Source organism: Enterococcus pernyi, assembly GCF_045371165.1.
GTDB classification, from domain to species: Bacteria; Bacillota; Bacilli; order Lactobacillales; family Enterococcaceae; genus Enterococcus_B; species Enterococcus_B pernyi.
Genome location: NZ_JBIQDM010000002.1, coordinates 101721 through 115679, shown reverse-complemented (window position 1 = coordinate 115679; position 13959 = coordinate 101721). Strand labels below are relative to the sequence as shown.

The following is a 13959-nucleotide window of genomic DNA, read 5'->3' as shown; positions in this document are numbered from 1 at the left end:
CCTCCTAATATCCCCGCGGTGGGATCGTTGAAAAATCATTTTGATCTGAGAACACCGTATCAGAAACGTAGATGTCTTGTGGAATCGCTTTCTTTTCGAAGTAGCGTTTGACTGTATTGGCTACTAGTTCACCCATAAAAGGATTGCATTCTACCACACAGTTGACCTTTCCTTTTTTTAATTGATCAATCATCTCTTTTTGTGCATCAATGCTGACAATCACAAAATTCTTTTCGAGCTTTTTTTCCTTGATCGCATCTAAGGCACCTAGTGTCATTTCATCATTGTGAGAATAAATGACATCGATTCCCTGAAGTTTTCCCTCATCAATGGCTTTTGAAAATTGTTCTTTGGCTTTTAAGCGAATATAGTCTCCGGTGATCACTTGCCTGACATGGATTCTTGGGTCGCGACCGATAGTTTCTAAAAAGCCGTCTGATCGTAAGCGAGTGGGAGATGTGTTTTCTGAACCACGTATCTCAAATACTTGGATCGATTCTTGTGTTTTTTGCTGGTAATGATTGGTGACGTAGAGGCCAGCTCGACTACCTTGTGCTTTGAAACTTGAACCAATATGGGTCAAATAGAGATCTTGTTTTTCCGTTGTGATGTTACGATCAACGATGATGACTGGGATATTCGCTTCTTTGGCTTCTTCCAAAACAGAATCCCAGCCAGTTTCTTCGATAGGAGATAACACGATCATATCGACTTGATAGGCAATAAATGTCATCACATCTTGTATCTGTTGTTTTGGATCAGAGTAACTATTTCGGTGAAGGACTTGGAAATTTTGTTTTTCCAGTGCTTCTTTGATGGACTGATTTTGAACTTTGCGCCAATTACTTTCAGTGCCAGCTTGAGAAAAACCAATAGTCAACTCATTTTTTGTAGGCTCAGTAGAGTTGAAAGCACACCCAGTCAACAACAGGCAAAAAGCTGCCAGGATAAAAAAACTTTTGTTCTTCATAATGAATCTCCCCTTTTATCTATATCATATAGCGTTTTCAAATTTCATATTAGCATGTTTGTCAATTTCGTAAGAAAATCAAGAATCGTCAAAAGAAAATGAAGAAAAATCAAAAGTTTACATAAATTTGCGAGGGAATTTATAGAAACACAGAAAAATAATCAATGAAAGCGTTTTATATTTCAACTATGATAAATTCATCAAATAAGTATTTGGAGGGACACACATGAAACGAGTTGGGAAAAATTGGTTGGTAGCAATTGTTTTTTTATTAATGTCAGTGACAGTATTTGCTGGTTGTAGCAATGGCAGTGCAGCCGGAGATGAAAAAGGGTTCGTAGGTATTTCGATGCCAACAAAATCTGCAGAGCGTTGGATCGCAGATGGCGACAATATGGTCAAGCAACTAGAAGAAAAAGGCTACAAAACGGATTTGCAATATGGAGAAGACAAAGTAGAAAACCAAGTGGCGCAAATCGAAAATATGATCACAAAGGGAGTGGATACGTTGGTCATTGCTTCGATTGACGGTTCAGCATTGACAGATGTCTTAGAAAAAGCACATCAGGCGGATATCAAAGTCATTGCGTATGACCGTTTATTGATGAACTCTGAATATGTCGATTATTATGCAACATTTGATAATTTTGGTGTAGGTGTTTTACAAGCTTCTTATATCGAAGATAAATTAGACTTAAAAGATGGTGCTGGCCCATTTACGATCGAATTATTTGGCGGTTCGCCTGACGATAACAACGCATTGATCAATTACAATGGTGTGATGTCGATTCTTCAACCTTATATCGACAGCAAACAATTGAACGTCTCATCAGGTCAAACGAAATTCAATCAAATCGCGACGCTTCGTTGGGATGGCTCAACTGCACAAGCACGTATGGATAACTTATTAAGTGCTAACTATACAGATGATCAACTAGATGCAGTTCTTTCTCCTTACGATCCAATTAGTTTAGGGATCATTTCTTCCTTAAAAGGAGTAGGGTATGGCTCAGCCGACAAACCACTTCCAGTTATCACAGGACAGGATGCAACGATTGCTGGAGTGAAATCCATCATTGCAGGAGAGCAAACACAAACGATCTTTAAAGATACACGGGTGCTAGCTGATAATACGGTAGAGATGATCGAAGCAATCAACAATGATAAAGAAGTGCCGGTCAATGATGAGGAAACCTACGATAACGGTGTGAAAGTCATTCCGACTTATCTAGCTAACCCAGTTTCTGTAGATAAAGAAAATTATAAACAAGAGCTGATCGATACTGAGTATTACAGCGAAAGTGATTTAGGCCAATAAGAGGGCTTTGGAACATTTGTCCTCTTGTACTCCTTAGAACCGAATAAACGGTGTTTAGAAGCTGACCTTCAATATTAAGCAAAAAAACGGGAAATATAACCAACTATTTTTCAATTTTCTCTCTTATTGCTAAGTTCAAAATGCTTCTGGCACAACCTCAATAAATAGTGTTTCAGTAGTAGCTCCTTCAAAAACAAGCGTGAGATCTCAAAATTTGAAGAACAATTTTCAGTTTTCGCGCTTATTTTTCGAAGTTGAGCGCTACTATCACACCCTCGATTAGGAAGTGAAAAAATGGCAGATTATATTTTAGAAATGAAAGAAATCATCAAAGAATTCTCTGGTGTTCGTGCGTTGAACAATGTCAATCTCCGCATCAAACGTGGAGAGATCCACGCCCTTTGTGGCGAGAATGGTGCAGGAAAATCCACGTTGATGAATGTGTTGAGCGGTTTGTATCCTTATGGCAGTTATTCAGGCGAAATCATGTATGACGGTGAGGTATGCCAATTCAAAAATCTTAGAGATAGTGAAGCGAAAGGGATCGTGATCATCCACCAAGAATTAGCCTTGAGTCCTTATCTATCCATCAAAGAAAACATTTTTTTAGGGAACGAACAAACAAAACATGGCGTGATCGACTGGAACTTGACGGAACGAAAAACAGAAAATCTACTAAAAACAGTGGGCTTGAAAATCGATCCAAATACCTTAGTTTCACAAATCGGTGTCGGGCATCAACAGTTGGTGGAAATTGCGAAGGCTTTTTCTAAAAATGTTCGATTACTCATATTAGATGAACCGACAGCAGCACTGAATGAAGAAGAAAGTGCCAATCTTTTAGCCTTGATCAAGGAGTTTCGCAATCAAGGGATCACTTCGATCATCATTTCGCATAAATTGAATGAAATCGTTGCGGTGGCGGACAGAATCACGATCTTACGAGATGGCCAAACAATTGAAACGTTAGAAAATACAGCAATCAGTGAAGAACGGATCATTAAGGGGATGGTTGGTCGTGATTTAACGAATCGTTATCCTGATCGTCATCCTGATATCGGCGAGGTTTATTTTGAAGTCAAGGATTGGACGGTCCATCATCCATTGACCACCGACCGAATCATCAATGATCATATCGATTTTTCGATTCGACGAGGAGAAATTGTTGGTATCGCCGGATTGATGGGGGCAGGACGAACTGAATTTGCCATGAGTATTTTTGGTCGATCATATGGAAGCAATCTCAGCGGTAAGATTTTTAAAGATGGAAAAGAATTAGTGATCAAAGATGTTTCTCAAGCAATTGATCATGGGTTGGCGTATGTGTCCGAAGATCGTAAGTCTGTTGGCTTGAATCTTTTGATGGACATCAGAGAAAATACGACGATTGCTAGTCTCAAAAAAATTAGTCGAAGTGGTATTTTAGATCAAGAAAAAGAAGTGATCGAAGCAGAAAACTTCCGGAAAAAAATGAGGACCAAAGCCACTAATGTGTTCCAAAACGTTGGTAGTTTAAGTGGTGGGAATCAACAAAAAGTCGTTTTAGCTAAGTGGTTGATGACAGAACCGGAAATTTTATTTCTGGACGAACCGACTCGTGGTATCGATGTCGGGGCAAAGTATGAAATCTACACGATTATCGAAGAAATGGCTGCCTTAGGAAAATGTGTCTGTATCATTTCTTCTGAACTACCTGAGATCATCGGTATGTGTGATCGGATCTATACCATGAATGAAGGGAAAATGACGGGAGAAGTGCTTAGAGAAGAGGCAAATCAGGAGTTATTGATGAACCTGATGACAAAAGAAGAGGAGGCAGTGGGCTGATGGAAAATGTCACAAAAAAAAGTCAGGAAAAAAAAGCTTGGAATGTAAAAGAAAAGATATTAGATATCTTTAGTAAATATAGTATGGTCATTATTTTGGTTGCTTTATTGATTGCTTTTCAACTAATGACCGGCGGGATCTTTTTAAGACCGCTGAATATAACGAATATCGTGTTGCAAAACAGCCATATTTTGATTTTGGCTGCGGGAATGTTGTTGGTCGTGCTTTTAGGCTACGTGGATCTATCGGTAGGTTCAGTCATGGCATTTGTTGGAGCGATGGCCGGTATGTTGATGGTCAACAACAACATCAGTCCATGGCTCGCCGTTCCTTTATGTTTATTAGTCGGTGGAGTGATCGGCGCATGGCAAGGCTTTTGGGTCGCTTATGTAGGGATTCCGGCGTTCATCGTGACACTTGCCGGTCTATTGATGTTTCGTGGTTTGACACAGGTTGTCTTAGGAGGGCAATCTTTAGCGCCTTTCCCTGGAGGTTTCCAAAAAATCTCGACGGGGTATTTACCAGATATCTTTGGTGTTCCTGGAATGCACTTATTGACGTTGATTTTAGGTGTCGTGTTAGCTGTTAGTTTAGTATTTGCTCAATGGCGTGCGAGAGCGCGAAGAAAAGAAAATTTATTTGAAGTACCATCAATGAACGCATTCTTGATCAAAGCGGCATTGACGATCGTTCTTGTCTTAGGATTAAGTTATATCTTTGCTTCCTACCAAGGATTTCCAGTAATATTGATCATTTTAGGTGTGATTGTTGGGATATATGGATTTTTGACCAATCGGACAGTTGCGGGACGACAAATTTATGCCACAGGTGGTAATTTGAAAGCTGCTCAATTATCTGGGATCAAGACGAAGAAAATCACTTTTTGGGTATTTGTGAATATGGGCGTCATGGCTGCTTTAGCAGGACTGATCTTAGCCGCACGTTTAAATGCTGCTACCCCACAGGCAGGGACTTCGCTTGAATTGGATGCGATGGCTTCTGTCTACTTCGGAGGAGCTTCCACTTCTGGAGGGATTGGAACGATCACTGGAGCAATCGTCGGTGGCTTAGTCATGGGCGTGCTGAACAATGGGATGTCGATCATGGGTGTTGGAGTAGACTGGCAACAAGCGATCAAAGGCTTGATTTTGTTGCTTGCTGTCGTATTGGATATTTACAATAAAAAACGCAAAATTTCTTAAGGTGGTGAACGGATGGAAACGACAGAGGAAAAACGGATATTATTGATTTGCACCGCTGGGATCACTTCAGGTCTGCTAGTAAAAAATATCCAAAATGCAGCAAATGAAAAAGGTGTACCTCTACATGTATACTCTGCACCAGCAATCGTGGCAGAGCAGGCGATCCAAAACCAGCAGATTGACGGACTGATGATCGGTCCACAATCAGAATATGAAGTGGAACGATTAAAAGATTTTCTGACGGTGAAAGCTGTTCCTTACAAATTGATTCGTAAAGAGGATTACGAATCATTTGATGGAGAATCTGTCTTAGCAGATATCTTACAATTCTTTTGAAATCACTTGAACTAAAAGCTGAAAAAAAGCAGTTGTTCCTTACAAAGCGCTAATAAAAAGAAACTCGTAAATATTTTTTCGTGTTAACAAGCCTTTCCAAAACAAGTTGTGCTACAATGATATCAAATAATTGTTCGGACAACTTACGTCGGAGTGAAAGGATTGGCAAAGTAACCATGGATAAAACAAAATATCAAATGATCGCAGATGAGATAAAGGATAAGATCATTGACCAAATTTTCAAACTAAATGAACCGATACCACCTGAACTCCAATTACAAAAAGACTATCAAGTCAGCCGTCATACGGTAAGACAAGCGATTGGACTGTTAGTCAATGAAGGATATCTGCGTAAAGAGAAAGGCTCTGGAACATATGTCGATGACACGTATAAGAAAACATCACAAAGTAGAAAAAACCAAAAAACGATTGGAGTCATCACGACGTATTTATCGGATTATATATTCCCCTCGATCATCCGAGGAATTGAAAAAGCGTTGAGTGAACAAGGCTATTCCCTCTTACTAGCCAGTACGAATAATGATCATCAACAAGAAAAAAACTGCTTGGAAAAAATGTTGCAGTTTGGTGTAGATGGCTTAATCGTAGAGCCGACAAAAAGTAATGAATACAATCCGAACCTTGCGCTCTATGTCAGATTGAGAGAACAAGGGATCCCGATGGTCATGATCAATGCTGTCTATGAAGAATTAGCGGTCGCCTCGATTTGTGTCGACGATGTAAAAGTTGGCTTTAAAGGGACGGAGTATTTGATCCAGCAAGGACATCAGCGATTACTGTTCATCACGAAAATCGATGATTTACAAGGGAAATATCGGATGAAAGGATTTATTCAAGCGTGCGAAGCCTACGGTATCCAATTTTCGCCGGAAGATATCATTACCTACACGACTGATTCACGTGGGAAACTAGGTGAAAAAGTCCTCTTACAGCTAAAGGAATCGGCAAGCACCGGCATCATCTGTTACAACGATCAAGTTGCTAGCCAGTTGCTTGATGAGGTGATCGCAAAGGGTTATCAAGTACCGCAGCAATTGTCGATCATCGGAAATGATGATTCCTCGTTGAGTCAGATGGGCGCAGTGAAACTGACCACTTTAACTCATCCAAAAGAGCGGATGGGGAAAGATGCAGCAGAATGGATCATTCACACGATCCAAACGGGCAATCAAGGAGAAAATATCGTCTATGAACCTAGTATGGTGATCAGAGATTCAGTAAGTGCAACAAAGAATGGCGAGTAGCTGAGGGAAAACGATAAGTGTACCAAATACGATAAAAATTTATTTAATGAACATTAGTCAATGTCTAGCAAGATTATTTGCTCTTAAAAAGGTAAAGAGGAGGAAATTACTCTCTTTGCCTTTTTTTATGATAAATGTGAATTTATCAGGAAAAAGAAAAAGGATTTATGTACGAACAAATAACTATGTTTGTATTGACATGTACGTACAAAAGGTTTTATACTGTAACTATCATAAAGAGAAACTAAGGGGGCGTTTGACATCGAAGCGAAAGAAACTAGGCTGAAACGAATAGAAGCGATTCGCACAGGACAAACAGCACTAGGTATTGAGCTAGGTTCGACGAGAATCAAAGCAGTGCTGATCGATCAACACTATGAGCCGATTGCAGCTGGAAGTTACGATTGGGAAAACCAGTTAGAAAACGGTATTTGGACCTATTCACTTGACGAGATTTGGAAGGGGTTACAATCGAGTTATCAGCAATTAGTCGATGTGGTTTCTGAAGAGTATGATACGACACTGACTACGATAGGAGCGATCGGCTTTAGCGCAATGATGCACGGTTATTTAGCATTTGATCAGCACGATGAATTGCTTGTTCCTTTTCGCACGTGGCGCAATGCCATTACCGCAGAGGCAGAAGAAAAATTGAGCAAAGCCTTTCATTATACGATTCCACAGCGTTGGAGCATTGCCCATCTATATCAAGCAATTTTAAATAAAGAAACACATCTAAAAGATCTTAGTTACTTTACAACATTAGCTGGGTATATCCATTGGCAGTTGACCGGACAAAAAGTATTAGGAGTTGGAGATGCTTCAGGAATGTTTCCGATTGATCGTCAAACGAAGGGATATGATGCACAAAAGATTGCTATTTTTGATCAATTGGCACAAGCAGAAGGTTTTATGCAACCTTTAGAAACGCTTCTTCCAGAAATTCGTTTAGCTGGTGAGGTTGCAGGGACGCTGACTGAAAAGGGAGCCAAGCTCTTAGATCTATCCGGTAACTTATCTGCAGGGATTCCTGTTTGCCCACCAGAAGGGGATGCCGGCACCGGCATGGTCGCAACGAACAGTGTGGGGCTACGCACAGGGAATGTTTCAGCTGGGACATCGGCTTTTGCAATGATCGTATTGGATAAAGAGTTAGTAAATATCCATCCAGAAATCGACCAAGTAACAACACCTGACGGAAGCCCTGTTGCAATGGTGCATACAAACAATTGCTCATCAGAAATCAACGCATGGGTCAAGATTTTCAAAGAGTTCAGTGAGAGTCTTGGCGTGACGATCGATACACAGCAGATTTATGAAACCTTATTTTTGAAAGCGCTACAAGGAGAGAGTGACTGTGGAGGATTACTCAGCTACGGGTACCACTCAGGAGAAAACATCACAAAAATGGAACAAGGAAGACCATTATTCGTGCGACAGTCGGATAGTAAGTTTGATTTAGCGAATTTTATGCGGATGCACCTTTCAAGTGCTTTTGGGGCGATGCGTCTAGGGATGGAGATTCTTAAATCCGAACAAGTCACGATCGATCGTTTAGTCGCACATGGCGGGATCTTTAAAACGCCGAAAGTTGCTCAAACGATTTTAGCTTCAGCAATGGAAGCACCTGTCACAGTCATGGAAACAGCCGGAGAAGGAGGCGCTTGGGGGATTGCCTTATTAGCTGCTTATCTCCGATCGGCAGACGGCATGACTTTGGAAGAATTTTTAGCAAAAGAGGTATTTTCAACTAGTGAAGGTCTGACGATCGAGCCTAAAGAGGCAGATTTAAAAGGTTACGAAAAATTTATTGAGCTGTATGAAAAAGGATTGCCTATCGAAGCATCCGCGATCGTATCAATGGAAGAAGGAGTGAGAGAATGTTAGAAAGTCTGAAAGAATCTGTTTATCAAGCGAATTTAGCTTTACCAAAACAAGGACTGATCAAATACACATGGGGGAATGTGAGTGCATTTGATCGGGAAACGGGTTATTTTGTCATCAAGCCTAGCGGCGTGAGTTATGAGGAAATGAAAGCAGCAGATATGGTCGTTGTTGATTTGAATAATCAAGTCATCGAAGGTGAACTAAATCCATCTTCCGATACACCGACACATGCGGTTCTCTACAAACATTTCCCGGAAATTGGTGGGATTTGTCATACGCATTCGACGTGGGCAACGATCTGGGCACAAGCGGGTATCGATCTACCCGCCATGGGTACGACTCATGCAGATACTTTTTATGGGAGCGTTCCTTGTGCAAGATTTTTATCACAAGAAGAAATCGATGCTGGTTATGAACATGAAACCGGCAATGTGATCATTGAGACATTCCAAAATAGAAATATTGATATCATAGCAATTCCAGGAGTGTTGTTACATGGCCATGGACCATTTACTTGGGGGAAAGATGCTTCCCAAGCGGTGATGAATGCCGTTGTACTGGATGAAGTGGCGAAAATGAACTTATTTACTCGCCAATTGAATAGTTTTTCTGAACCATTGCCCCAACGAATATTAGATAAACATTATTTACGCAAGCATGGTAAAGATGCGTATTATGGCCAAAAAAATAAAAAATAGAGGAGTTACAATCATGTTAGCAATCAGTAAAAAAGAATTTTGGTTCGTCGTAGGTTCACAACATCTATACGGGGAAGAAGCGTTAGCGCAGGTCAAAAAGAATGCAGAGACGATCGTTACGGCACTAAATGATCAACAAACGTTGCCTTATCCGATCGTACTAAAAGAACTAGCAGTAACTGCTGATACGATCACCTCGATCATGAAAGAAGCGAATTACCAGGAGCGAGTAGCAGGTGTGATCACTTGGATGCATACTTTCTCCCCAGCAAAAATGTGGATTCGTGGCACGCAGTTATTACAAAAGCCTTTGTTGCATTTAGCTACGCAATTTAATGAGAGTATTCCTTGGGAAACGATCGACATGGACTTTATGAACTTGAACCAAGCAGCCCACGGGGATCGGGAATATGGTTTTATCAATGCACGACTCAATAAGAAAAATGAAATCGTGGTAGGTCATTGGCAATCCGAAGATGTGCAACGTCAGATCTCAGACTGGATGCACGTGGCTGTGGCTTATAATGAAAGCTTCTCGATCAAGGTTGCTCGGTTTGGAGACAATATGCGTAATGTGGCTGTGACCGAAGGAGACAAAGTAGAAGCACAGATCCAGTTTGGCTGGGTGGTCGACTATTATGGGATCGGCGATTTAGTCAAAGTGATCGATGAAGTCACTGATGAAGAGGTAGCGTCATTATTTGAAGAATATAAACAACTTTATGATTTTGATTATGCAGATTATGACCATGACACTTGGGAAGCACATGTCAAAGTACAAGCAAAACAAGAAATCGGGATCAGACGTTTCTTGGAAGCGGGCAATTATAATGCTTTCACAACAAACTTTGAAGATCTTTACGGTATGCAACAATTACCTGGCTTGGCAGTCCAACGGTTAATGGCAGAAGGCTACGGATTTGCCGGTGAGGGGGATTGGAAAACAGCTGCTTTGGATCGGATGTTAAAAATCATGGCACAAAACAAAGACACAGGTTTTATGGAAGATTACACGTATGAATTGACGCCAGGAAAAGAAGCAATTTTACAATCTCACATGATGGAAGTAGATCCGACATTGGCAGTCAATCGACCAAAAATCGTTGTTTCGCCATTATCGATGGGTGATCGAGAAGATCCGGCTCGTTTGGTGTTTGACGGTAAAGCAGGCGATGGTGTCGTGGTTTCCATGGCAGATTTTGGCACGCATTATAAATTGCTGATCAATGAAGTGGAAGCCTTCGAACCAACAGAAGAAGCCCCACATTTACCAGTGGCACGCGTACTTTGGAAAGTCAAACCGAATTTCCATGAGGGAGTAGGTGCTTGGATCCGCACAGGTGGCGGACACCATACCGTTGTGTCATTGCACCTTACTACTGATCAGATCCAAACATGGGCGCGCTTGGTTGATTTAGAAGATATCGTCATCAAATAAGTGAAATGATCAATTGAAGAACTTTGGGACTTTAGAAAAACTTACGTCAAACACTCTTTTTCAAAGAAGTAGAGCGTTATGATGTCATTTCTTAGAGATTCAAGTTAAAGTTAAATAAATACCGTAATGTTATCAGCTGATTAAGGGATAGCACATACGAGCAGTCGAAAGAAGCGACGAAGATGAGTCTGGACACTCTGGTAAAGGCCAGACTCATTTTTTGTTCTTTCGTAGGACTAGCAATGATTAAAGGGGTGTTCGATATGACAAACGTAGACAAACAAATAGAATTCGAACAATTAGATGCTTGGTGGCGGGCTGCAAATTATATTTCTGTTGCTCAAATGTATTTAAAAGATAATCCATTATTACGCCGTCCATTAACTAAAGACGATGTAAAGACACATCCTATTGGGCATTGGGGAACGATTGCTGGACAAAATTTTGTGTATGCACATTTAAATCGTGTCATCAATAAATACGATTTGGATATGTTTTACATAGAGGGCCCTGGTCATGGTGGACAAGTGATGGTATCCAATTCTTATATTGATGGCAGTTACAGTGAGATCTATCCTGAATTTACAGAAGATGAAGCCGGATTGGCACATTTATGTCGGGTGTTTTCTTATCCTGGCGGGATTGCATCCCATGCTGCGCCGGAAACACCAGGATCGATCCATGAAGGTGGAGAACTTGGCTATTCACTTGCCCATGCGACAGGTGCGATCCTTGATCATCCGGATGTGATCGCGGCGACAGTTGTAGGCGATGGCGAAGCAGAAACAGGTCCATTAGCTGGCGGTTGGTTTTCAAATGTCTTTATCAATCCGGTCAATGACGGTGCGGTGTTACCAATTTTGAATTTGAATGGCGGAAAAATTTCTAATCCAACCATCCTTGCCCGCAAGAGTGATGAGGATCTTCGAAAGTATTTCGAAGGAATGGGTTGGAAACCATATTTTGTTGAGGGAACAGATCCAGAGGTTGTTCATCACATCCTGGCTTTAACGCTAGATACAGTGATCGAAGAAATCAAAGAAATCCAAAACGAAGCAAGACAAGCACCTGCGGAATCAGCCACGATGCCAAGATGGCCCGTCATTATTTTTCGGACGCCAAAAGGCTGGACAGGACCAAAGACGTGGGAAAATGAACAAGTGGAAGGAACGTTTCGTGCGCATCAAGTACCGATTCCAGTCGATTCTGAGCATATGGAACACGTCGATCATTTGATTGATTGGTTACAATCTTATCGTCCGGAAGAGCTGTTTGATGAACAAGGAAGAATCAAACAAGAAATCAAAGATCTTTCACCGAAAGGCAATCGTCGGATGTCGACAAATCCAATCACAAATGGCGGAATCGATCCCAAACCGTTAGTTATGCCTGATTGGAAAAACTATGCCGTGGATACTGCAACACCAGGAGCTGTTGTTGCGCAAGATATGATGGTCTTTGGAGAACAAGCCAGAGATGTAATCACGAAGAACCCAACCAATTTTCGGATCTTTGGCCCGGATGAAACAAAATCCAATCGCTTGAATAAAGTCTTTGAAGTGACAGATCGACAATGGTTGGAACCTAAAGATGCTTCAGATGAGTGGCAGTCTTCTGTAGGAAGGGTCATTGATGGACAACTGTCGGAACATCAAGCAGAAGGATTTTTAGAAGGGTATGTTTTGACAGGGCGACACGGGTTCTTTGCTAGTTACGAATCTTTTTTACGTGTGGTTGACTCGATGTTGACGCAACACTTCAAGTGGATGCGTAAAGCTAGTGATCAGCCTTGGCGGAAAAACTATCCTTCATTGAACTTGATTGCCACATCGACTGTTTTTCAACAAGATCACAATGGGTATACCCACCAAGATCCTGGTGTGTTGACCCATCTAGCAGAGAAGAAAGCAGAGTTTATTCGCGAATACTTGCCTGCAGATGCGAATAGTTTGATGGCTGTGATGGATCGTGCGTTGCAAGAAGAGCAAGTCATCAACTTGATTATTTCCAGTAAACATCCACGTCCGCAATTTTATTCTGCAACAGAAGCAGAAGAACTAGCCAATGAGGGGTTGAAAATCATCGAGTGGGCTAGTACGGTTTCTGCGAATGAAGAGCCAGATCTAGTGGTCGCAGCAGCAGGCACAGAACCAAACCTTGAAGCACTTGCGGCAGTCTCGCTATTGAATCAAGCATTTCCACAACTAAAAATCCGCTTTATCAACGTGGTGGATATCTTGAAGTTAAGACACCCATCCGTTGATCGGAGAGGACTAAGTGATGAAGTGTTTGACACGTTCTTTACGAAAGACAAACCAATTCTGTTTGCTTTCCATGGCTATGAAGGCATGATCCGGGATATTTTCTTCTTACGGCACAATCACCAATTGATGGTTCATGGTTATCGAGAAAATGGCGATATCACTACACCGTTTGATATGCGTGTCTTTAGTGAGTTGGATCGTTTCCACTTAGCGCAACATGCAGCGGTAACTGTGTACGGTGAAGAAGCAACAGCTTTTTCTGAGGAAATGACGCAACAATTGAAAGCACATCGAGAGTATATTCGGAAAGAAGGTCATGATCTGCCAGTAGTGGAAAACTGGAAATGGACGGAGTTAGCTCGGGTGAAGGAATAATAACTAAGAATGACACTAGTAAAACGCGGATCTATCTGCCTTTACTAGTGTTTTTTTAGCAATCGTAAATTTAGTTGCTTTGCAGAATTTTAGTGTGGGGAAAATCAAAGCAACCTATTAGTTGATTAAAAAAGCGAGTCGTGCATACAATGAGCATCGCATTCATTGTTTGTTCATAAATATTAATGTTTTGTGATTGCGTTTCCAACTATTGGTATTGAAGTGTTTTATTATAGTTATCGTTCTCTAAATACATAATGTTATAAGCATAAAAATTCATTTAAAAAATAAAGTATGTTATTATTTTTTTGATGAGAGATATCGTAAGAGAATAGTTAGATTATACATAGTTTTATTTTTTTATTTTGGGTAACTCGCT

10 protein-coding genes are annotated in these 13959 nt (G+C 40.9%); 9 read left to right on the top strand and 1 reads right to left on the bottom strand.

Annotated features, from left to right (window positions below; genetic code table 11):
* Positions 1-4: 4 nt before the first annotated feature.
* Positions 5-970 (bottom strand): ABC transporter substrate-binding protein, encoded by a 966-nt coding sequence (locus tag ACH0AK_RS03120; RefSeq protein ID WP_023519957.1) that lies wholly within the window; start codon positions 968-970, stop codon positions 5-7.
* A gap of 274 nt (positions 971-1244) precedes the next feature.
* Between ACH0AK_RS03120 and chvE the strand changes: the two genes are divergently transcribed.
* From chvE to ACH0AK_RS03075, 9 genes are all read left to right on the top strand, one after another.
* Positions 1245-2288 (top strand): multiple monosaccharide ABC transporter substrate-binding protein, encoded by a 1044-nt coding sequence (gene chvE, locus ACH0AK_RS03115; protein ID WP_226075794.1) that lies wholly within the window; start codon positions 1245-1247, stop codon positions 2286-2288.
* 294 nt (positions 2289-2582) lie between these two features.
* On the top strand, positions 2583-4115 hold the full coding sequence (mmsA, locus tag ACH0AK_RS03110; protein WP_010735032.1) for a multiple monosaccharide ABC transporter ATP-binding protein: 1533 nt from the start codon (positions 2583-2585) through the stop codon (positions 4113-4115).
* Entirely contained in the window at positions 4115-5317 is a 1203-nt protein-coding gene (gene mmsB, locus ACH0AK_RS03105) for a multiple monosaccharide ABC transporter permease (protein ID WP_023519955.1), read from the top strand. The genes mmsA and mmsB overlap by 1 nt, the downstream gene beginning before the upstream one ends.
* Positions 5318-5329: 12 nt before the next feature.
* On the top strand, positions 5330-5653 hold the full coding sequence (locus ACH0AK_RS03100) for a PTS sugar transporter subunit IIB (protein ID WP_010735034.1): 324 nt from the start codon (positions 5330-5332) through the stop codon (positions 5651-5653).
* Positions 5654-5829: 176 nt separating this feature from the next.
* On the top strand, positions 5830-6918 hold the full coding sequence (locus ACH0AK_RS03095; protein ID WP_499796727.1) for a GntR family transcriptional regulator: 1089 nt from the start codon (positions 5830-5832) through the stop codon (positions 6916-6918).
* Between the two features lie 261 nt (positions 6919-7179).
* Entirely contained in the window at positions 7180-8805 is a 1626-nt protein-coding gene (locus ACH0AK_RS03090; protein WP_051377621.1) for a xylulokinase, read from the top strand.
* Positions 8799-9503, top strand: coding sequence for an L-ribulose-5-phosphate 4-epimerase (locus tag ACH0AK_RS03085; protein WP_023519952.1), 705 nt, complete (start codon positions 8799-8801; stop codon positions 9501-9503). Before ACH0AK_RS03090 ends, ACH0AK_RS03085 begins: the two co-directional genes overlap by 7 nt.
* 13 nt (positions 9504-9516) lie before the next feature.
* A complete protein-coding gene (araA, locus tag ACH0AK_RS03080) occupies positions 9517-10941 on the top strand; it encodes an L-arabinose isomerase (RefSeq protein WP_023519951.1) in 1425 nt (474 codons plus the stop codon).
* A 263-nt stretch (positions 10942-11204) separates the two neighbouring features.
* A complete protein-coding gene (locus ACH0AK_RS03075) occupies positions 11205-13580 on the top strand; it encodes a phosphoketolase family protein (protein WP_023519950.1) in 2376 nt (791 codons plus the stop codon).
* Positions 13581-13959 lie beyond the last annotated feature (379 nt).

Coding starts and splice junctions, on each gene's coding strand:
- mmsB (WP_023519955.1), top strand. CDS start 4,115: ATGGAAAATGTCACAAAAAAAAGTCAGGAAAAAAAAGCTTGGAATGTA.
- chvE (WP_226075794.1), top strand. CDS start 1,245: ATGTCAGTGACAGTATTTGCTGGTTGTAGCAATGGCAGTGCAGCCGGA.
- araA (WP_023519951.1), top strand. CDS start 9,517: ATGTTAGCAATCAGTAAAAAAGAATTTTGGTTCGTCGTAGGTTCACAA.
- ACH0AK_RS03085 (WP_023519952.1), top strand. CDS start 8,799: ATGTTAGAAAGTCTGAAAGAATCTGTTTATCAAGCGAATTTAGCTTTA.
- ACH0AK_RS03095 (WP_499796727.1), top strand. CDS start 5,830: ATGGATAAAACAAAATATCAAATGATCGCAGATGAGATAAAGGATAAG.
- mmsA (WP_010735032.1), top strand. CDS start 2,583: ATGGCAGATTATATTTTAGAAATGAAAGAAATCATCAAAGAATTCTCT.
- ACH0AK_RS03120 (WP_023519957.1), bottom strand. CDS start 970: ATGAAGAACAAAAGTTTTTTTATCCTGGCAGCTTTTTGCCTGTTGTTG.
- ACH0AK_RS03075 (WP_023519950.1), top strand. CDS start 11,205: ATGACAAACGTAGACAAACAAATAGAATTCGAACAATTAGATGCTTGG.
- ACH0AK_RS03100 (WP_010735034.1), top strand. CDS start 5,330: ATGGAAACGACAGAGGAAAAACGGATATTATTGATTTGCACCGCTGGG.